The following is a 20,027-nucleotide window of genomic DNA, read 5'->3' on the forward strand; positions in this document are numbered from 1 at the left end:
CCCAGTTGGCGGCCGCTCTCTTTTTTTGCGCGTCAGAGGCCCAGATAGGTTTTCAGGGGCTGAATGTCCAGCTGGTCGTAGCGCTGGATGAAGCCGTAGACCTTCTCGGCAATTTTTTTGGCCCCGCCGCAGTCGTCGCTCTCGATGTTCAGGGGGAGGATGGGGTCGTGCAGGGACATCCGCAGCAAGAACCAGCCCCGCTCCCCCTCGTCGGAGAAGCTGACCCGGATGCCCTCGTGGTTCTGGGGGGCCTTCTCCCAGCCGGGCTGGGCGTCGACATAACTTTCCAGGTCGGCCAGCACCTGCTTGCCGTAGGCGGCAAAGTCGGGCACCTTGATTTTGAAGCGGAGCTCGACCGCCTCGGCCGGTTCCTGCAGGTCGGCCAGCAGGGTGTCGATGGTCTTGCCCACCTGCCGCAGGGTGGCGGCCTTGATGAGGATCTTGGCGCAGAGGTAGGCGCCGTCGTCCAGGTAGTAGTTCTCCTTGAGGGCGCCGTGGCCCGAAGTCTCGATGGCCAGGGGGGAGGGGACCCCCTCCTTCGCCAGGCGGATGGACTCGTTGATGACGTTTTTGTAGCCCCGCTTGAAGCGGTGGTGCACCCCGCCCAGCTCCTCGATAAAGGCGCCCAGGTGGCTGGAGGTGACCGAGTCGGTGACGATGGTGCCGCCGGGGCAGTCCTCCAGCACGATGCAGGAGAGCAGGGCGATGAGCCGGTTGCGGTTGATCTCCTTGCCGTTTCGGTCCACCGCGCCGGCCCGGTCCACGTCGGTGTCGAAGATGAGGCCCAGGTCGCAGCCCCCCTCCTTCACCGCCTCGATGATGGACTGCATGGCGGCCGGGTCCTCGGGGTTGGGCACGTGGTTGGGGAAACGGCCGTCCGGGTCGAGGTAGCGGGAGGCGGAGACGTCGGCCCCCAGGGGGCAGAGCACCTTCTGGGCGAAGAAACCGCCCGCGCCGTTGCCCGCGTCCACCGCGATCTTAAAGCCCTGCAGGGGCTGGTTATAGTGGTCGGGGTCGTCGATCCCCTCGCGGATCTTCTTCACCAGGTGCAGGGCGTAGTCGGAGATCAGGTCGGCCTGGCGCACAGGGGCGCTCTGCCCGCTGGGCAGCTCGCCCAGGGCCAGTTCGGTCAGGGCCTCGATGTCCTCGTGCTCCAGTCCGCCCTCTCTGGTGAAAAACTTGAGCCCGTTGCGGTTGTAGGGCAGGTGGCTGGCGGTGATCATGATGGCCCCGTCGTACCCGTGGCCGGGCAGGACGGTGGACATGAACATGGCCGGGGTCGAGGCCATCTGGCAGTCGACCACCGACACCCCGGCGCCCTGCAGCCCCTCGGCGGCGGCCGCCAGCAGGGCCGGGCCGGAGAGGCGGGAGTCCCGCCCCACCGAGACGGTGAGTTGGGGCAGGGGCTTGCCGGTCTTCTGGGACAGCCAGAGGGCGAAGGCGGCCGCCAGCTCCCGGGCGGCCCGCTCGGTGAGGTTCACCGGCTCGCCGGCGACCCCCTCCAATGCAACGCCGCGGATGTCGCTTCCATTTTGCAGTGCTCTGTAATCGCCCATCTGTCAGGCCTCCTCATATCGCATCGCGAATTTGTCTGTGTCCATTGGCGGGGGGGATAGATCCCCTCCCATTTTGTACCTTTCATCATAGCCGGTTTGCCCGGCCTTTTCAATTGCCCTTTCCGCCAAAAAAAGGGGCCATTTTTTGAAGCGCCCTTCAGTGTGCCCGCCGGATGCGGCGGGCGGGGGGGCCGGGGCGGCGGGCCGAGCGCAGGCAGAGGGGGAGGTAGAGCAGGTAGATGCCCGCAAAGCCCACAAAGGCCCATTTCCCCACCGTGAGGCCGGGCGGGTCATAGGAAAAGATGATCTCGCACTCTCCCGCCGGGACCCGCACCGCCATGAAACCGGCGTTGGCCCGGTAGATTTTTACCGGTTTGCCGTTGGCGGTGGCGGTGAACCCCTCGTCGTAGGGAACGCTGTAAAAGACCAGGGATTCCCGCGCCAGGTCGGTGCGGGAGAGAAAGCCGGTCCGGGTCTCCTCAAAGGCGTAGGCGGACTGGGCGCGCAGGGCGTCGCAGTCGGCTTTCAGGTTGTAGCTCTCCAGCTCGGCGTCCAGCATGTCCGGCGCGGGGGAGAGCAGGTCCTGGTTCTCGTTGATCCCCTCCTCGTCCAGCAGGACGGCCTGGAGCATGGCCCGGGAGCGGATGGACTGGGCCAGGGCGTCGCACTGGGACTGGGTCATGTACTGGGAGTAGGCAAAGCCCATGGGCAGGTAGTTTTGGTTTTGGTACACCTCAAAGTCGCCCCGCCGCCCCAGCGAGAGGTAGCCCGGCAGCTGCCCGATGGGGGCGGACTGGGCAAAGCTCTGGTCGTCGTAGAGGTATTTGACCGAGAGGAGGTTTCGCAGGGCGTACTGCTCGATGGGCGGGTTGGAGTGGACGTCCCGGGTGACGCCCAGGTACTCGTAAAACTCGATGAGGGAGACCGGCACCACCGTGTGAAAGCACTGGATGGTGTTGGTCTGCCAGAACATCCCCAAATTGTCCATGGCGCTGTAGTAGTCGCTGCGGTAAAAGTCGCTGTCGTCCTGCTGAACGATGCCCGCCCCGCCGGCGAGGGCGGTGTTTCGCATGTAGTCGCTGCCGTAGGAGTACTTGCGCCCCCAACTGAGATAGACCAGGGAGTAGGCCACGCTCACCGCGCAGAGGCAGGCCAGGGTGGCGCGGAAGAAGAGGGCGTGCTCCCGCCGGCGGCGCAGGAGCAGGCAGAAAAGGGCCAGGCAGGCCGCCGAAAAGGCGATCCAGACCCAGAAGCGCAGGGTGTCCGCCTCGGCCCCGAGGACGATCTTGCCCGACTTCTTGGCCGGCACCAGGCCGATGAGGGCAAAGCAGCCGATGGCCACCCCGGTGGCGACGGCGGGCTTGCGAAAGGAGACCCCCGGCAGTTCCAGCGCCTTGACCGAGCCCAGGCACATCAGGAGGATGGGCATGTAAAACCAGCGGGCGTAGTAGGAGTTGTTGAAGGCGTAAAAGGCGCTGTTGAGGATGGGGACGGCCGCCATCACGGCGCAGACGACGAGGGCCCGCTTGACAAAGCTCTTTTTGACGGTGCGAAAGTAGGCGATGAGGGCGGTGAGGGAAAAAAGGGGCAGCCAGGCCGACATGGAGGACCACTTGGCCCACTCCTGGGGGAAGAAGTTGGGGCGGGAGGGGACTTCCGGCATGAAGAAGAGGGAGGAGAGCAGCCCGCCGTAGCGCTGGGTCTCACCGTAAAACAGCAGGTTTTGGCCGAAGAGGAAGTTGTCCACCCGCGGGTTGCCGAGGACGGCGAGGATGCCCGGCAAAAAGAGGACCAGCCCCCCCATGCAGCCGAGAACGGTCTCAAAGGCGAGGCCGAAGAAGACCCGGGGGGTGACGCGGAATTCCCGGCAGGGCAGGCGGCAGAGGAAGTAGAGGAGCAAAAAGACCGCCTGCCCCACAAAGAAGAAGTAGTTGAGCATCATGTTCAGGGCCACGGCGATGGCGAAGCCGCCCTTTTTGCCGTCGACCACATACCGCTCCAGCCCGATGAGGAGGAGGGGGAAGAGGGCCACCACGTCCACAAAGTGGTTGAAGAAGATGTTGTAGACGGTGAAGCCGGAGAAGGCGTAGAGGACGGCCCCCAGCATGGCGTAGTCGCGGTTTTGCACAAACCGGCGCAGGTAGACGTAGGCGGTGAGGCCGCAGACCCCGAATTTGAGGCAGAACATGGGGGCCATCAGGTAGGGCACCCAGCTGGTGGGGAAGGGGAGCATCAGCCAGAAAAAGAGGCTGCCCAGCATGTAAAAACTGTATGAGCCGATGAAATTGACCCCCAAGTCGGTGCCCAGGTCCCAGAACCAGCGGCCGCTGCGCACCAGCTGGTGGACGTGCTGGTAAAAGGGGATCTCCTGCACGTTGTAGTCGCCAAAGTAGAGGAAGACCCCTCCGTCGGCCACCACAAAGGGCAGCAAAAAAAGGGCCGCCATCAGGCAGCAGAGAAAAAAGACCGCCGCGGTGCGCTCTTTCTGGCCGGCGGCATTGCCGGCGAGGGGGGAGGTTGGCTGCATGCTCACTTCCTGCTTTCTCTCTTTCATGGTATAATAGCCGCAAAACGGCTGTTGTGCGGGGGAGGGCCGGGCAGGTGCAAACGCCGTCTGCTCCCTGCCCTGTGGCCAGATGCCACTGCCAAAGGGCGGCCGCCCGGGATGGGCGACAACCGCTTGCGGCCATTATAGCACATTTTTCCGTCGGATTTGGGCCTTTTGGGCCGCTTTGTGCAACCTGTGAAAAACCGGCGGCCGATTTTGGGGAGGATGGTTTGAGATGGCAGAGTACCACTTTTACGGGATGGTCTCCCGGATGAAATACATTGCCCGCTGGGGGCTGATGCGCAACAACCGCACCGAAAACCTGTCGGAACACGCCCTGGAGGTGGCGATGATCGCCCACGGGCTGGGAGCGGTGCGCAACCGCCTCTACGGCGGCCGGGTGGACCTGGGGCAGTTGGCCCTCTGCGCCATCTACCACGACGCCAGCGAAATCATCACCGGCGACCTGCCCACCCCGGTCAAATACTACAGCGATGAGATCCGGGGGGCCTACAAACAGGTGGAGCGCATTGCCGACGAGCGGCTGCTGGGGATGCTGCCCGAAGAGCTGCGCCCCGACTTTGCCCGCTACTTTGAGCCCTTTGCCGACCCGGAGGTGGAGCAGTTGGTGAAGGCGGCGGACAAGCTGTCGGCCCTGGCCAAGTGCATCGAAGAGGAAAAGAGCGGCAACACCGAGTTCGGGGCGGCCAAGGCCGCCCAGGAGAGGGACCTGCGGCAGATGCGCCTGCCCGAGGTGGACTACTTTTTGGAAAAGCTGATGCCGGGCTACTACCGCAGCCTGGACGAGATGGAGGGATGAGACGGATGGAGATCAAATACCGGCTGCCGCTGTTGGCGGTGCAGGACGTGGAGCGCTCAAAGAGTTTTTATGGGGCCCTCTTCGGGCAGAAGGTGAGCCTGGACCTGGGCAAAAACATCACCTTTGACGGCGGCTTTGCCGTGCAGGAGGACTTTGCCTGGCTGACCGGGCTGGAACCGGCGTCGGTGGTTTCGCGCAGCCACAACATGGAGCTCTACTTCGAGGTGGACGATTTCGACGCCTTCCTCGCCCGGGTGGAGGGGTACGGCGGGGTCGAGCTGGCCGGCCCGCCAAAGGAACAGGAGTGGAAACAGCGGGTGGTGCGCCTCTACGACCCGGACGGCCACCTGGTCGAGGTGGGGGAGGACATGGGGGTGATCGCCCGGCGCTACCTGGCCGCGGGCCACAGCGCACAGGAGGTGGCGGCCCTCATCCAGCACCCGCTGAAATTTGTGGAGGAGGCCGCCGCACAGAAGGCGTTCGAGTAGAGCGCCCCGCACAGGGGAGGGAAGAGAAAAGATGGCGAGGAACGAGGGCCGGATCCGGGAGAAGTACCGGGGCGGCGAGGAGGAGGGCCGTGCCACCCAGTCCCGGTACGCCGGGCTGGAATTTTACTACACCAAGCGCCACCTGGACGGGTATGTCGGCAGGGGCGCGTCGGTGGTTGAACTGGGCTGCGGCACCGGCTACTACGCCCTGCACTTCGCCGACCGGTGCCGGGAGTACCTGGGGGTGGACCTGGTCCCGGAGCACGTCGCGGCGCTCCGGGAAAAGGCGGCCAAGAGGGGGCTTGCAAACGTGCGGGCGCAGCTGGGGGACGCCACCTGTCTGCGGGAGATTTCAGACGGCGCCTTCGACGTCGTCCTCTGCCTCGGCCCCCTGTACCACCTGCCCCCGGACGAGCGGGAACTGGTGTTTTCCGAGTGCAGGCGGATCTGCAGGCGGGGTGGGGTGGCCGCCTTTGCCTATATCAGCCGGGTCGGCGTCTATGCGGGCGGCTGCGTGCACGACCAGCTCAGGGAGCGCTACCCCAACGAGCGGGCAAACGCGTTTTTGCTGGAGCAGAGCAGGGACGACCTGAACCCCGACCTGTTTTTCTACACCATGCCCGAGGAGATCGAGGCGGTCGCCCGGAGATACGGCTTCGAGAAGGTGAAAAACCTCGGCACCGATTTCTTTGTGACCATGAGCGCCGTCGAGGCCATGGACGATGAAAAGTTCGAGCGGATGAGACCGCTGCTGGACAGCATGGCGGACAGCGAGTCCTGCACCGGAATGAGCAACCACGCCCTGCTGGTCTGCAAGAGGGGGTAGCCCCGGCCCAAAGATGGGCGGCACGCACCTTCGCCCCGGGCTCGCTGCCCGGCAAAGAGAGGGACGGCCCGAGGGCTTGGCACCCACCGCCCGCCGCAGGGGGTGGCTCGATACCTGTGGGAATTGGCGGGGGAAGCCGCCGATATGGTCATTTTATCTGTCAAAATAAAAGGAACTGCACCGATTCGGCGCAGTTCCTTTTTGCTTACCAAAGTTGTTCTTTTAAAAAATCTCAAGATGAATTTATACTGTGCCCAAACCCTTCTTCAATAGAACGTCTTTTTGAGTGCAGCGCAGAAAACGGACGCTTAAAAAAGCAAGCGCATTTTGCCCAGAGAAGATGAGCTACTTTTCGTATACAAATAGATCCCCGGGCTCGCAGTCCAGGACATTGCACAAAAGTTCCAGATTGCTGAACTTGATGGATCGGGTTTCGCCGTTCACCATCCTACTAAAGTTTTGATAGCTCATCCCCATCTGTTTGTAGAGCCAATATTTTGTTTTCCCCATCTGATTTAATTTTTCAAGCACGCACAATTTTAACATGACGCTCCCCCCAAATGATTGTCCTGTATGTTTGAATAAAAACAAGTATAAAATATGATAAATAATAGACCATTGCATTGAATAATGCAATGGTCTATGGCCGTTGTAGAATAACCGGCGGGGAAAGGGTGCGGGACGCCGCCGATTTTTCGCCAATCAGCTGCCAAAGAGCTGGCCGCCATAACGGGTTCGCCCCACTGGGGCAATATGCGGAAAACGGCTGCAAACCAAGGAAGAGGTGGGGACCTCGCTCAACTCGTTGATTTTGCAGTGCTGCGAGTGGGCGCTGAAAGAGGCGCGGCCGGGGAGAGAAGAAGGCCCCCTTTAAAAAGAGGCCCTTCTTCTGTGGGTGCAGGCTTTATCCGTTTTCCAGGCAGCCCAAGTCCAGGGCCTCCTTGGTCATCTCCTCCAGGGCTTGATAGGTGGTGAGGGTGCCGGCCTTGGCCCGCAGTTTGGAGGCGCCCCGCCCCCCCTTAAAATACCAGGCGGCGTGTTTGCGCATCTCGGCCATGGCCCGCTTTTCGCCCTTGTGGGCAATGGCCAGTTCGGCCTGGCGCAGCAGGCAGGCCATCTTCTGGCGGGGGGTAGGACGGGTGCGCACCTCGCCGGTCTGCAGATACTCGTTTATCTGGGCGAAGAGCCAGGGGCGGCCCAGGGCGCCCCGCCCCACCATGATGCCGTCGCAGCCGGTCTCGGCAAACATCTGCGCCGCGGCCTCGGGGGAGTCGATCTCGCCGTTGCCGATGACCGGCACCGAGAGGGCCTCCTTCACCTGGCGGATGACGGCGCGGTCTACCGGGGGGGCGTACATCTGCTCCCGGGTCTTGCCGTGCACGGCGACGGCAGCGGCCCCCGCCTCCTGGCAGAGAAGGGCCACCTCCACGGCGTTGACCGAGTGCTCATCCCACCCCTTGCGGATCTTGACGGTCACCGGCACCTCCACCGCGGCCACCACCGCCCGCACGATGGCTGCCGCCAGGGGTGGGTTTTTCATCAGGCTGCTGCCGCTGCCGTTTCCGGCGATCTTGGGGGCGGGGCAGCCCATGTTGATGTCGATGAAATCGGGTTTCCAGGCCATCACCAGTTCGGCGGCCCGGGCCATGATCTCCGGGTCGTCGCCGAAGAGCTGAATGGCGAAGGGGGCCTCGATGGGGGCGCGGCGCAACAGGTCTTTCGTCTTGCGGTCGCTCATGGTGAGGGCCTTGGCGCTGACCATCTCACTGGTGAGGAGGCCGCAGCCAAACTCCTTGCAGAGCTGGCGAAAGGCGCTGTCGGCCACCCCGGCCATGGGGGCCAGGCTCACTGGGCAGGCGATTTCCCTGCCGCCGACTGTCAACACGGCGATCCCTCCTCTTTTCAGGTGCTCGAAATTTGGCCCGGGGCCGGCCGGCCCCGGGGCACACGCTGTATTTTACCAAAAAAGCCGGCGGGATACAACCAATCGGGCGGTTTTTGTGGTATACTAATACCATCTGTTTTTGCGCGCATATCGCCCCGGGCCAGACGGCCGCCGGGGGAGGGGAGACTGGGATGAAATTCGTTTGCATCGACGGCAACAGCATCGTCAACCGGGCCTTTTACGGCATCAAGCTGCTGACCACCAAGGACGGCAGCTACACCAACGCCATCTACGGCTTTCTCAACATCCTTCTGGGCATCCGGCAGGAGGTGGAGCCGGACGGCATCGCCATCGCCTTTGACCTGCGGGCCCCCACCTTCCGCCACCTGCAGTACGACCAGTACAAGGCCGGCCGCAAGGGGATGCCCGACGAGCTGGCCCAGCAGCTGCCCCTGCTCAAGGAGATTTTGCAGAAGATGGGCTACCCCCTGCTGGCGGTGGAGGGGTTTGAGGCCGACGACATCCTGGGCACCTTCGCCCGCCTCTGTCGGGAGGGGGGGGAGGAGTGCGTCCTCTGCACCGGGGACCGGGACAGCTACCAGCTCATCGGCGAGCGGGTGTCGGTGCGCCTCTCCACCACCCAGAAGTCCGAGGTGCTGACCCCCGAGTCGATCCGGGAGCGCTACGGGGTCGACCCCATCCAGATGATCGAGGTCAAGGCCCTGATGGGGGACAGCTCCGACAACATCCCCGGGGTGGCGGGGATCGGGGAGAAGACCGCCCTGAGCCTGATCGCCCAGTTCGGCACCCTGGACGGGGTGTACGAGCACCTGGACGACCCGGCCATCAAACCGGGGGTGCGGGCCAAGCTGGAAAAGGGGCGGGAGACGGCCTACCTCTCCCGCCAGCTGGCGGAGATCCGCACCGACGTCCCCATCGACGGGGACCTGAGCCACTACAAGACCGCCCCGGCGGACGAGGGCTGGCTCTACCAGACCCTCTCCCAGCTGGAGATGCAGTCGCTCATCGGCCGCCTGGGGCTGCACCCCGACGGCGCGGCCCCCGCCCCCGAGGGCGAGAAAGAGGCCGCCCCCCTGCCCCCTGCCCGGGTGGCCGACGCCCTGCCCGCCGGCGAGGGGCCGGTGGGGGTGCTGGCGCTGGAGGACGGCCGCTGGGCGGCGGTGCGGGGGGCGGACGTGGCCCTCTACCCCGGCCTCGCCGAAATCGCCCCCCTGCTGGCAGATGAAACGGTCGCCAAGTGGGTTTTTGACAGCAAGGCCCTCTACCACCTGCTGCCCGAGGCGGCGGGGATCGCCTTTGACGGGATGTTGGCGGCCTACCTGCTCAACCCCACCGCCAGCGCCTACCAGCTGGAGGCGCTCATCGGCGAGTACGGGGCCGCCCCGGCCTTTTCATTGGAGGAGGAGCTGCCCCAGAAGGGGGAGCTCGCCACCCTGATGTCCCTGCTCGCCACCCTGCAAGAGAAGTTGGCGGCAGCGGGGGAGACCGAGCTGTTGGCGCGCATCGAACTGCCCCTGGCCCAGGTCCTCTGCGATATGGAGGAGACCGGCGTCGCGGTGGACTGCGAGGGCATCCGCCAGTACGGGGAGATGCTCGACCTGGACATCGCCCAGGTGCAGCAGCGCATCTTCGACCGGGTGGGGCGGTCGTTCAACATCAACAGCCCCCAGCAGTTGGGCGTCGCCCTGTTTGAGGATCTGGGGCTGCCCCACGGCAAGAAGACCAAGACCGGCTGGTCCACCAACGCCGACGTCCTGAACGGCCTGCTGGGCAAGGACCCGGTGATTCAGGACATCCTGGACTACCGCAGCTACACCAAGCTCAAATCCACCTATGTGGAGGGGCTGTTGAAGGTGGTGCGGGAGGACGGGCGGATCCACTCCCGCTTCAACCAGACCGAGACCCGCACCGGGCGAATCTCCTCCACCGAGCCCAACATGCAAAACATCCCGGTGCGCACCCCCCTGGGCAGCGAGCTGCGCAAGTTCTTCGTGGCCCGGCCGGGATACACCCTGGTGGACGCCGACTACTCCCAGATCGAGCTGCGGGTGCTGGCCCACATGGCAGATGACGAGCGGATGATCGAGGCCTTTCGCAGCGGGCAGGACATCCACACCATCACCGCCTCCCAGGTGTTCGGGATGCCGCTGGACTTCGTGACCCCCCAGATGCGCCGCCGGGCCAAGGCGGTCAACTTTGGCATCGTCTACGGCATCGGCGCCTACTCCCTGGCGCAGGACATCGAGGTATCGGTGGCCGAGGCGGACGCTTACATCAAGGGCTACCTGGAGACCTACCAGGGGGTGCGCGCCTTTATGGAGAGAACGGTGGAGGACGCCCGGGACTCCGGGTACGTCACCACCCTCTACGGCCGCCGCCGGTACATCCGGGAGCTGGCCAGCAAGAACAAGGTATTGCAGGCGCTGGGCAAGCGGATGGCCATGAACTCCCCCATCCAGGGGACGGCGGCGGACATCATCAAGATCGCCATGTGCCGGGTCTGGGAGCGGCTGCGCGACGAGGGGCTGGACGCCAAACTGATTTTGCAGGTGCACGACGAGCTGATCGTGGAGGCGCGGGAGGAAGACGCCCAGCGGGTGGCCGACCTGGTGACCGAGGAGATGCAGGGCGCGGCCGCGCTGGCGGTGCCCCTGGTGGTGGACGCCCACACCGGCGTCAACTGGTACCTGGCCAAGGGATGACAGAGACAACGAGAGTGACGGAGGGAAGTGCGAAATGAAAATCCTGTTCGCCTGTACCGGCAACACCTGCCGCAGCCCCATGGCGGAGCTGGTGTTTCGCGCCCGGTGCAGGGATGAGAGCATCACCTGCGCAAGCTGCGGGTTCTCCGCCTTTCCGGGGGACACCATCACCCCCGAGGCGGCCGCCGCCCTGGCGGAGATCGGGATCGACAGCGGGGCCTTTCGCTCGAGCACCCTGACCATGCGGGCGGTGGAGGACGCCGACGAGATCTACGTGATGACCGAGCAGCACCGGGAGATCTTGGAGGCGGTGCTCGACAGCGGCAGCATGAAGAAGGTGCACCTGCTGGGGGGCGGCGTCTCCGACCCCTACGGCCAGGGGATCGAGGCCTACCGGGCCTGCCTGTCGCAGATCTCGGCGGCGGTCAACGGCATCTTGCAGGAGCTGGGCGCCGATGGCCGCTAGCTGGACGGTGCTCCCCGCCCAGGGGGCGCTGCTGGAAGAGGTGGCGGCCATCGAGGCGGCGACCTTCGGCCCCAGCGCCTGGGGCCGGGGCGACGTGCTGGCCGCGCCGGGGGCGCCGGGGGCCCTCTGCCTCTGCGCCCTGGACCGGGGGCGGCGGGTGGCGGGCTACCTCTTTGCCACCTTGGTGGCCGACGACCTGCACATCAACACCCTGGCGGTGCGGCCCGACTGCCGCCGCCGCGGGGTGGCCGAGACCCTGGCGCTCGCCCTGCTGGAGCGGGGCCGGGCGGCGGGGGCCGCCCTCTGCTCGCTGGAGGTGCGGGCCTCCAACCGGGGGGCGGTGGCCCTCTACCGCAAGCTGGGGTTTGCGGCGGCGGGGCGGCGGCCCCGGTTTTACCGGGCGCCGGACGAGGACGCCCTGATTTTGAACCTGCGACTAGAGAGTGACGGAAGGAGCGCGGCAGAGGATGCTGGTACTGGGAATTGAGTCGTCCTGCGACGAGACCGCCTGCGCGGTGGTGAGAGACGGGAGAGAGGTGCTCTCCAACGTGGTGGCCTCGCAGATCGAGGAGCACCGCCTCTACGGCGGGGTGGTGCCGGAAATCGCCTCCCGCCGGCACGCCGAGGCCATCTCGCAGATTTACCGCCAGGCCCTGGAAGAGGCGGGGGTCCCCCTGGAGGAGATCGGCGCGGTGGCGGTGACCTATGCCCCGGGGCTGATCGGCTGTCTGCTGGTGGGGCTCAACTTCGCCAAGGGGCTGGCCTATTCGGCGGGGAAACCCCTGGTGCCGGTGCACCACCTGCGGGGGCACATCGCCGCCAACTACATCGCCCACCCCGACTTGCAGCCGCCCTTTCTCTGCCTGGTGGTGTCGGGGGGACACAGCCACATCATCGAGGTGCTCTCCTACACCGCGTTTCGGGTGGTGGGCCGCACCCTGGACGACGCCGCAGGCGAGGCCTTTGACAAGGCCGCCCGCACCCTGGGCTTCCCCTACCCGGGGGGGATCGCCCTGGACAGGGCCGCCCAGCGGGGGGACAAGGGGACCTTCTCCTTCCCCACCCCCAAGGTGGCGGGGAAGTACGACTTCAGCTTTTCCGGCCTCAAGACAGCGGTCATCAACACCGCCCACAACGCCGCCCAGCGGGGCGCGGCGCTGCCGGTGGACGACATCTGCGCCAGCTTTCAGGAAAAGGTGGCCGACATCCTCTGCCACAACCTGCTGGCGGCGGCCCGGGACCTGGGCTACAAGACCCTGGCGGTGGCCGGGGGGGTCAGCGCCAACTCGGGGCTGCGGGGGAAGTTGAGCGAGCGCTGTCGGGAGGAGGGGTTGGCCCTCTACCTGCCGCCTCTCTCCCTCTGCGGGGACAACGGGGCGATGATCGCCTCCCAGGGGTACTATGAGTACTGCGCCGGCAACCTGGCCGGGCTGGGCTGGAACGCGGTGGCCAGCCTGCCCATCGACCTGGTGGGGTAAAAAAGAGAGAGAAAAGGCGGTCTGCCCCCTGCGGGGGCGGATCGCCTTTTTGGCCCGAAAGGAAATTTTTTCTGCCGGGTGCAGACAGCCGGCGGCGGATGTGGTAGAGTGAGGGCAGTGAGGGATCCCACTGGGGCAGGCGAGCCCTGCCGGAGAAAGGAAGGCTTTTCATGCGCTATCACAGTTTGCTGGAAGAGTTTATGGACATCCACTACGACCACCCGGCCCCGGCCCACGACATCCCGCCGGAATTCATCGTGAGCCGGCTCAAAAAGCCCGCCGGGCGGGTGAGCGCGGTGCTGGACACCGACCCCTTCAACGAGGTGGACGACCAGTTCGCCCTGGCCTACATCCTCCGCTCTCCCGAGCGGATCGACCTGCAGGCCATCTACGCGGCCCCCTTTCACAACGAGAAGGTGGCCAGCGCCGCCGAGGGGATGGAGCGCAGCTATCAGGAGACCCACCGCATCCTGGCGCTGATGGGGCGGGAGGGGGATTGTGGGCAGACGGTCTACCGCGGCTCCGACCGCTTTTTGGCCGACGAGGAGACCCCGGTGGACTCGCCGGCCGCCCGCGACCTGGTGGCCCGGGCCATGGCCCGCCCCGACGGCGACCCCCTCTACGTCATCGCCATCGGCGCCATCACCAACGTGGCCTCGGCCCTGCTGATGGAGCCGGCCATCGCCCGCAAGGTGGTGGTGCTCTGGCTGGGGGGCCACGCGCTGGAGTGGTTCAACACCAAGGAGTTCAACATGCTGCAGGACGTGGCCGCCGCCCGCGTCCTTCTGGGGTGCGGGGTGCCGGTGGTGCTCTTTCCCTGCAACGGGGTGGTCTCGGCCCTGACCACCACCGGCCCCGAAATCGAGCACTGGCTGCGGGGGAAAAACCAGCTCTGCGACTATCTCTGCGACATCACCAGGGAGGAGGCGGAGCGAAATCGCCAGGGCCCCTTCTGGAGCCGCACCATCTGGGACGTGGCCCCGGTGGCCTGGCTGCTGGAGATGGACTGCACCGAGACCCGGCTGGAACCCGCCCCCATCCCCTCCTACGACGGGTATTACAGCATCTGCCCCTGCAACCACCCCATCCTCTACGTCTACAGCGTCCGCCGCGACCGCATCATCGGCGACCTGTACACCAAGCTGGCCCGGTAGAGACCCAAACGCCGAGAGCGGCCCGCCCCAGGGAGGGCGGGCCGCCTTTTTGCGCCCACTTTGCCCCGGCGCAAAAAGGGAGTTGACAGGGCGGGGGAGAAGGGGTACACTGAATTTATTAAATAAATATTCAATGAATGGAGATTCAATAAAATGAACAAGCGAGAGGAACAGCGGGCGCGCCGCCGCCGGGAGATTTTGGAGGTGAGTTTGGACCTCTTTGTCCGCCGGGGATATGCGGCCACCAAGGTGGGGGACATTGCCGCCGCCGCGGGGATGAGCGCGGGGCTCCTCTTTCACTACTTCCCCTCCAAAGAGGCGGTGCTCGAGGAGCTCATCGACCTGGGGCGGCGGGGCCCGGCGCAGATGATGGAGCTGCCCCAGGCCGACCCGGAGCAGTTTTTCCTGCGGGCGGCGGAGGGCATCTTCGGGGCCATCGCCCAAAACCCGGCGGTGGCCAAGGTCTTTGTGCTGATGGGCCGCGCCCAGTACAGCGAGGAGTTTCCCCCCCCTGTGCGGGAGCGGGCCCAGGGGGTGGACAACATCCGCCGTTCGGCGCCGCTGGTGGCGGCAGGGCAGGCCATGGGGGTGTTTAAAGAGGGGGACCCCTTGGCCCTGTCGCTGGCCTTCTGGACGGCGGTGCAGGGGGCGGCGGAGGAGCTGGCCCGCTGCCCGGAGGAGCCCTGCCCCGAACCGGGGTGGCTGGTGGACATCCTGCGGCGGTAGCGGGGAAGAGAGGGGCGTCCTGCCTTTGGCGGGCCTGTGGGCGGCCGGATGGCCGCCGAGAGAGGAGCGCAAGCGGTGAAAAAGATTGCCATCGTCGGGGCGGGGGTGGCCGGAATGGCCGCCGGCATCTACGCCCAAAAGAGCGGGTTTCAGACGATCATCTGCGAGAAAAATCCCCTGCCGGGGGGCGAGTGCACCGGCTGGGATCGGCAGGGCTACCACATCGACGGCTGTATCCACTGGCTGACCGGCACCCGGGAGGGCACCCCTCTGCGGCGGATGTGGGAGGAGGTGGGGGCCCTGGACGGGGTGGCGGTTCACCAGCCCGATTCCTTCTGGCGGTTTTATCACCCGGACGGCGACCTGACCTTCTGGCGGGATTTGGAGCGGACCGAGGAAGAGCTCTGCCGCGCCGCCCCCGAGGACGAAGCCCGCGTCCGCGAGATGTGCGCGGCCATCCGCACCCTGGAGGGGATGGAGATCCCCTCCGGCAAGCCCATGGACATGATGAACCCCCTGGAACTCTGCCGGATGATGGCCTCGATGGCGGGGTCGGCGGCGCCGATGCAGAAATACGGCAAGCTGTCGGTGGCGGCGTTTGCCGGGCGGTTTCAAAACCCGGCCCTGCGGGCGATGATGGGGCACTTTCTGCCGCCCGGATACGCCACCAGCGCCCTGCTCTTCTCCCTGGCGACCTTCACCGGCGGCAATGGGGACGTGCCCGCCGGGGGCTCGCGGGCCCTGGCCCTGCGGATGGCGGAGCGCTACCGGGCGCTGGGGGGCGAACTGCGCCTTTCCTGCCCGGTGGAAGAGGTCTGGGAGGAGGGCGGCCGGGCCCGGGGGCTGGTGCTCGCCGGCGGCGAGCGGCTGGCGGCGGACTGGACGGTGGCGGCCTGCGACGCTCACTTTGCCCTGCACCGGCTGCTGGGGGGCAGGCACCCGGCCCCTGCCTGGGACAGGCGGTTTGCCGCCGAGGGGAAGAGCCCCCGCCCCACCTCGGTGCGGGCGGCGTTTGGGGTGGCGGCGGACCTGCGGGGCTGGCCCCGCACCCTGGGCTTTTTGGTGGAGCCCCTTTCGGTGGGGACCCAGCGGGTAGAGCACCTGGGCATCACCCAGTACAGCGACGAGCCGACCTTCGCCCCCGCGGGGCAGACGGTGATGGTCTGCAACCTGGACCAGTCGGCGGCCGAGGACTACCCCTACTGGCAGTCCCTTGCCCGGGACCGGACGGCCTATCGGGCCGAGAAGGCGCGGCTGCTGGAGGGGGTGCGCCGCCGCGTCGAGGGGCAATTCCCGGAATTGGCGGGGAAGCTTTTGCCCCTGGACATGGCGACCCCGGTGACCTACCACCGGTGGTGCAGCGCCTATCAGGGGGCCTGGATGTCCTTTGTGCTGACGCCGGGCGCGGGGCAGATGGCGGCCGACGGCCGGGTCAAGGGGCTGAAAAACGCCCTGCTCGCCAGCCAGTGGTGCCAGACCACCGGCGGGCTGCCCATCGCCCTCATCTGCGGCAGCCAGGCGGTGCGCCGCATCTGTCGGGCCGAAAGGGTGCCCTTTGCCGGCGGGGCGAAGTGAGGGCAAACTAGCCAAAAAAAGAGAGCGATTCCCGTGGGAACGCTGAAAAAAAGGGGCCGTATTGTCTGTGCGGCCCCTTTGCTGATACAATAAAACAGTACGAAAAAAGGTTAGGCAAAGGGAGGATGAAAGATGAACCGAATTCCGCTTTTGATGGACTGCGACCCCGGGCACGACGACGCGGCCGCCCTCTTCATGGCGCTGGGCAGCGGGGTGTTTGACCTGCAGGGGATCACCACCGTCCCCGGCAACGGGCTGCTGCCAAATGTCACCGAAAACGCCCTGCGGCTGGTGGCCTTTCTGGGGGAGGAGATCCCGGTGGTCCCCGGCTGTGTCAAACCCCTGGCGGGGGAGTGCCGGCCGGCCCTCTCCTACCACGGCGCCACGGCGCTGGACGGGGTGATCCTGCCCCTGTCGGAGCGGGGGCCCCTGCGGGAAAACGCCGTTGACTTCATGGCGGCCAAGATCAGGGAGGCCGAGGGGGAGATGGTGATCGCCGCCCTGGGCCCCCTGACCAACATCGCCGCCCTGCTCCTCTCCTACCCCGAGCTGAAGGGGAAGATCAAGCGGCTGTGCCTGATGGGGGGCTCCACCTCGGGCGGGAACATCACCCCGGCGGCGGAGTTCAACATCTGGCACGACCCGGAGGCGGCGGCCATCGTCTTTGGCAGCGGGCTGCCCATCACCATGTGCGGGCTGGACGTGACCGAGAAGATGGCCCTGCGCCCCGAGGAGATCGAAGAGGTCCGCCACAGCGGGCGGGTGGGGGCTCTCTGTGCCCAGCTCTTTGACTACTGCCAGGACACCTTTGGCGGCAACGGCCGCGACCTGGTGGTGCACGACGCGGTGGCCAGCGCCTGGCTGATCAAAGAGGGACTCTTCGACACCCGCCGGTTTTACGTGGAGGTGGACACCGGCAAGTCCTTGAGCCGGGGCTGCACCGCCACCTACATCCGCCCCTTTGGGGTGGGCTGCAAAGAGGCCAACATCGACGTGGTGGTGGGCGGCGACCGGGACGGATTTGCCCGGCTGTTCATCGACTGCATTGCCAAATTGGGTTAGAGGAGGGGACTAGAGATGGAAAAGCGCCCATTTATCATTGACTGCGACCCGGGGATCGACGATGCCGTCGCCCTGTTTCTGGCCGCCAGCCGGGAGGAGTTCGACATTCGCGCCGTCACCTCGGTGGCGGGGAATGTGAACATCGACCTGACCACCCAGAACGCCCTCGACCTCTGCCGGGAGGCGGGGCTGTCCACCATCGTCGCCCGGGGGGCGGCGGCGCCGATGCTCTACCCCGCGTCGGACGCCTCCTTTGCCCACGGGGTGCGGGGGCTGGGGACGGTGACCCTTCCCGCCTCCCCCCAGCAGGAGGACCCCCGCCACGCCTGGGACGTGATCTACGACGAGGCGGTCAAGGCCGGCGGCCGGCTGGAGATCATCGCCCTGGGGCCCCTGACCAACCTGGGCATCCTGCTGACCAAGTACCCCGACGCCGCCCGGCTGATCGCCAACCTGACCATCATGGGGGGCTCGCGCATCTACGGCAACCAGAACGCCTACGGCGAGTACAACCTCTGGGCCGACCCCACGGCGGCGGACATCGTCTTTCGCAGCGGGGTGCCGGTGGACATGGTGGAGCTGGAGACCATCTTCCGCGCCAAGCTCACCAGCGGCGACTGGGGCGACCTGCTGGCCTGCGACCACCGCATCGCCCGGCTCACCGGGGAGATCATGCGCTATAAGACCGAGCGGGGCGAGGGGATGCAGGACCTGATCACCGCCAAGTCCGACGACCCGTCCCCCTTCCTCTGCGACTGCATGACGGTGGCCTGCGTGGCCGACCCCTCCATCGTCACCTGGAAGCGGTGCCACGTGGACATCGAGACCGAGGACGGCCCCAGCCGGGGCCGCACCCTGGTGGACTTCTCCCCCCGGCCCAGCGGCTTTCGCAGCTGCCGGGTCTCGATGGAGGTCTCCCGCGAGGGCTTCAAGCGGGTGATGGAGGAGATGTTCCGCTTTTACGAGGGCAAATAAGAGGGCAAAATCAGAGCGCGCCGGCTGTCATAGCCGGCGCGCTCTTGTCTGTGCCGAGATGCTTTTTTGGGGGACAGGGTCTGCCCGCCACCCTTCCTAGGGCAGCAGGGCGAGGAGGGCGGCCACCTCCTCCACCCAGCCCTGCACGATGCGGCTGTTTTCCGCCCGGCGGGCAGGGTCGCGCTCGTAGCCCTGCAAAAGGGTGTACTGCCGCTCCCAGTAGCCCTGCAGCCGCTGGAGAAACGCCCGCTGGGCGCCCAGGGCGGCCGGCCCCGCCCGCAGCAGCTCCCGCAGGGTTTCGGCCGCTCCGTCGGCGGGCAGCCCCACCGACTTTTTAAAGTCCCGCAGCACCCACTGGCGCTCAAAGACGTTCATCCCCTTCCAGCCCCGATACTGGGCAAAAAAGGTGTCGGCCACCCGCTGTAAGGCCAGGGCGGCCGCCTGCCCGTCCACCGGGGCTTTGGCGGGCGGCTCCGGCGCCTCCTCGGGGGAGAGGCCGCAGTCCCCCAGCACCTGGATGGAGGCGATCTCCTGCCCCCGGTAGCGCTGGGCGAAGAGGGCCGAGAGGGCAAAGCCCCAGCCCGCCGCCTCGGCGCTGAGGAGGTGGCTTTCGTTTTGGCGGTAGAAGGCGGGCAGGCTCATCCCCATCCGCCCAGCCACGATTTCGATGGCCGCCTCGGCGGTGGCGGTGCGCACCAGCCCGGGGCCGATGGTGTAGGCGTGGATGCCGGTCTCCTCCAGTTCCATTGCGAGGGTGGAGCCCAGCTCCGCCTGGGCGGTCTTAAAGACCTCGTAGGCCCCCATGTGGGGGGCCGCCCCGGAGGAGGAGACAAAGGCGATCACCCCGCTGTCCCGCTCCCGCATGGCGGGGAGGAAGGCCCGGGTCAATTGCACCGGGGCGAGGAGGTTGACGGCGTAACTCCGGTTCCAGGCGTCGAGGGGCAGTTCCTCCACCGCCCCCATCTGCGCCAGGGTGGCGTTGTGAAAGAGGACGTCGGGGCAGCCGAAACGGGCCGCCACCTCCTCGCAGAGGACCTCCACATCCCCCTCGTCGGCCAGATCGACGGGCAGAAAGACGCCGCTACCCGGCCGCCGGTCGCACAGCCGCCGCTGGGCGGCAAGGCCCCGCTCCCGGTCGCACTCGGCGAGGAGGACGGTGGCCCCCATCTCGACAAAGGCCAGGCCGGCCTCGACGCCGATCCCCCCGCCGCCCCCGGTGAGGAGGACGAGCTTCCCCGCCATCCGGCCGGCAAATTGCTTGCCGCCCCGCATCACCTCGCCCCCTCCTGGCGGGGGAGCATGTAGGAGGCGACCTTTTGCAGCAGCGCCGCCAACTGCCGCTGCTCCTCCGGGGCGAGGCCGCCGAGGATCCGCTCCCCCATCCCCCGCTGGTAGTTCAGGTAGCTGCGCAAAAAGGCCTGCCCCCGCTCCCCCAGTTCCAGTTGAAAGGAGCGCCGGTCCCGGGGGCTGATGACCCGGCGGAGATAGCCCTGCCCCTCGAGCCGGTTGAGGGCGCTGGTGAGGGTGCTCTTGGGGATGTGGAGGGCCGCCAGGTAGTCCCGCAGCAGCAGGTGGGGGGCCGCGCCGGCCATCAGCAGCAGGCGCATTTCGAGGGGGGAGCGGCCCATCAGTTCGGGGTAGCGGGCCACCTCTTCGGGGGTGGAGCTGTACATGAGCACCTCGTGCCAGAGCTGCGCCACCTGGAGGGGATCGGGGTTTGCCATATTTATAACCTTCTTTCGTAT

18 protein-coding genes are annotated in these 20,027 nt (G+C 66.4%); 12 read left to right on the forward strand and 6 right to left on the reverse strand.

Features of this window, described 5'->3' with window-relative positions; translation table 11 throughout:
- Positions 1 to 32: 32 nt before the first annotated feature.
- Together KQI11_RS03305 and KQI11_RS03310 are read right to left on the reverse strand one after the other, a co-directional pair.
- Entirely contained in the window at positions 33 to 1,556 is a 1,524-nt protein-coding gene (locus KQI11_RS03305) for a phosphohexomutase domain-containing protein (RefSeq protein WP_216401082.1), read from the reverse strand.
- A gap of 157 nt (positions 1,557 to 1,713) precedes the next feature.
- Positions 1,714 to 4,083 (reverse strand): YfhO family protein, encoded by a 2,370-nt coding sequence (locus tag KQI11_RS03310; RefSeq protein WP_286172516.1) that lies wholly within the window; start codon positions 4,081 to 4,083, stop codon positions 1,714 to 1,716.
- A gap of 256 nt (positions 4,084 to 4,339) precedes the next feature.
- Between KQI11_RS03310 and yfbR the strand changes: the two genes are divergently transcribed.
- The 3 genes from yfbR to KQI11_RS03325 are packed head-to-tail and all read left to right on the forward strand — an operon-like array spanning position 4,340 to position 6,238.
- The gene (gene yfbR / locus KQI11_RS03315; RefSeq protein ID WP_185915791.1) at positions 4,340 to 4,924 is read left to right on the forward strand and encodes a 5'-deoxynucleotidase; all 585 of its coding nucleotides are present in this window, start codon (positions 4,340 to 4,342) and stop codon (positions 4,922 to 4,924) included.
- Between the two features lie 11 nt (positions 4,925 to 4,935).
- The gene (locus KQI11_RS03320; RefSeq protein ID WP_216401127.1) at positions 4,936 to 5,412 is read left to right on the forward strand and encodes a VOC family protein; all 477 of its coding nucleotides are present in this window, start codon (positions 4,936 to 4,938) and stop codon (positions 5,410 to 5,412) included.
- Between the two features lie 31 nt (positions 5,413 to 5,443).
- Positions 5,444 to 6,238: a class I SAM-dependent methyltransferase gene (locus tag KQI11_RS03325; RefSeq protein WP_216401084.1), complete on the forward strand. Its 795-nt coding sequence runs from the start codon at positions 5,444 to 5,446 to the stop codon at positions 6,236 to 6,238.
- A gap of 345 nt (positions 6,239 to 6,583) precedes the next feature.
- Here the strand turns inward: KQI11_RS03325 and KQI11_RS13425 are convergent, their stop codons facing one another.
- Together KQI11_RS13425 and dusB are read right to left on the reverse strand one after the other, a co-directional pair.
- Positions 6,584 to 6,862: a helix-turn-helix domain-containing protein gene (locus KQI11_RS13425; protein WP_353653905.1), complete on the reverse strand. Its 279-nt coding sequence runs from the start codon at positions 6,860 to 6,862 to the stop codon at positions 6,584 to 6,586.
- Between the two features lie 280 nt (positions 6,863 to 7,142).
- Entirely contained in the window at positions 7,143 to 8,123 is a 981-nt protein-coding gene (gene dusB / locus KQI11_RS03335; RefSeq protein WP_353653902.1) for a tRNA dihydrouridine synthase DusB, read from the reverse strand.
- A gap of 191 nt (positions 8,124 to 8,314) precedes the next feature.
- Here dusB and polA point away from each other — a divergent pair, with 191 nt between their 5' ends.
- The 9 genes from polA to KQI11_RS03380 all read left to right on the forward strand — a co-directional run bounded on the left by polA (position 8,315) and on the right by KQI11_RS03380 (position 18,282).
- Positions 8,315 to 10,846 (forward strand): DNA polymerase I, encoded by a 2,532-nt coding sequence (gene polA, locus KQI11_RS03340; RefSeq protein ID WP_216401086.1) that lies wholly within the window; start codon positions 8,315 to 8,317, stop codon positions 10,844 to 10,846.
- 34 nt (positions 10,847 to 10,880) lie between these two features.
- Positions 10,881 to 11,312: an arsenate reductase/protein-tyrosine-phosphatase family protein gene (locus tag KQI11_RS03345; RefSeq protein ID WP_185915788.1), complete on the forward strand. Its 432-nt coding sequence runs from the start codon at positions 10,881 to 10,883 to the stop codon at positions 11,310 to 11,312.
- Positions 11,302 to 11,799: a ribosomal protein S18-alanine N-acetyltransferase gene (rimI, locus tag KQI11_RS03350; RefSeq protein ID WP_216401087.1), complete on the forward strand. Its 498-nt coding sequence runs from the start codon at positions 11,302 to 11,304 to the stop codon at positions 11,797 to 11,799. Before KQI11_RS03345 ends, rimI begins: the two co-directional genes overlap by 11 nt.
- On the forward strand, positions 11,780 to 12,790 hold the full coding sequence (gene tsaD, locus KQI11_RS03355; RefSeq protein WP_216401088.1) for a tRNA (adenosine(37)-N6)-threonylcarbamoyltransferase complex transferase subunit TsaD: 1,011 nt from the start codon (positions 11,780 to 11,782) through the stop codon (positions 12,788 to 12,790). The genes rimI and tsaD overlap by 20 nt, the downstream gene beginning before the upstream one ends.
- A 170-nt stretch (positions 12,791 to 12,960) precedes the next feature.
- A complete protein-coding gene (locus KQI11_RS03360; protein WP_256136027.1) occupies positions 12,961 to 13,944 on the forward strand; it encodes a nucleoside hydrolase in 984 nt (327 codons plus the stop codon).
- A 153-nt stretch (positions 13,945 to 14,097) separates the two neighbouring features.
- Positions 14,098 to 14,670, forward strand: a complete 573-nt coding sequence (locus KQI11_RS03365; RefSeq protein WP_216401089.1) for a TetR/AcrR family transcriptional regulator — start codon at positions 14,098 to 14,100, stop codon at positions 14,668 to 14,670.
- A gap of 75 nt (positions 14,671 to 14,745) precedes the next feature.
- Complete coding sequence (locus KQI11_RS03370) at positions 14,746 to 16,245, forward strand: phytoene desaturase family protein (protein ID WP_216401090.1); 1,500 nt, start codon at positions 14,746 to 14,748, stop codon at positions 16,243 to 16,245.
- 132 nt (positions 16,246 to 16,377) lie between these two features.
- Positions 16,378 to 17,307 (forward strand): nucleoside hydrolase, encoded by a 930-nt coding sequence (locus KQI11_RS03375; protein WP_216401091.1) that lies wholly within the window; start codon positions 16,378 to 16,380, stop codon positions 17,305 to 17,307.
- A gap of 15 nt (positions 17,308 to 17,322) precedes the next feature.
- Positions 17,323 to 18,282 (forward strand): nucleoside hydrolase, encoded by a 960-nt coding sequence (locus tag KQI11_RS03380; RefSeq protein ID WP_185915782.1) that lies wholly within the window; start codon positions 17,323 to 17,325, stop codon positions 18,280 to 18,282.
- 96 nt (positions 18,283 to 18,378) lie between these two features.
- Here KQI11_RS03380 and KQI11_RS03385 read toward each other — a convergent pair whose 3' ends face one another.
- Both KQI11_RS03385 and KQI11_RS03390 read right to left on the reverse strand, forming a co-directional pair.
- Complete coding sequence (locus KQI11_RS03385; protein ID WP_286172519.1) at positions 18,379 to 19,554, reverse strand: SDR family NAD(P)-dependent oxidoreductase; 1,176 nt, start codon at positions 19,552 to 19,554, stop codon at positions 18,379 to 18,381.
- Positions 19,554 to 20,006 (reverse strand): MarR family winged helix-turn-helix transcriptional regulator, encoded by a 453-nt coding sequence (locus KQI11_RS03390; RefSeq protein WP_216401093.1) that lies wholly within the window; start codon positions 20,004 to 20,006, stop codon positions 19,554 to 19,556. The genes KQI11_RS03385 and KQI11_RS03390 overlap by 1 nt, the downstream gene beginning before the upstream one ends.
- Between the last annotated feature and the right edge of the window lie 21 nt (positions 20,007 to 20,027).

This window comes from Acetanaerobacterium sp. MSJ-12, from assembly GCF_018917875.1.
GTDB classification, from domain to species: domain Bacteria; phylum Bacillota; class Clostridia; order Oscillospirales; family Ruminococcaceae; genus Bittarella; species Bittarella massiliensis.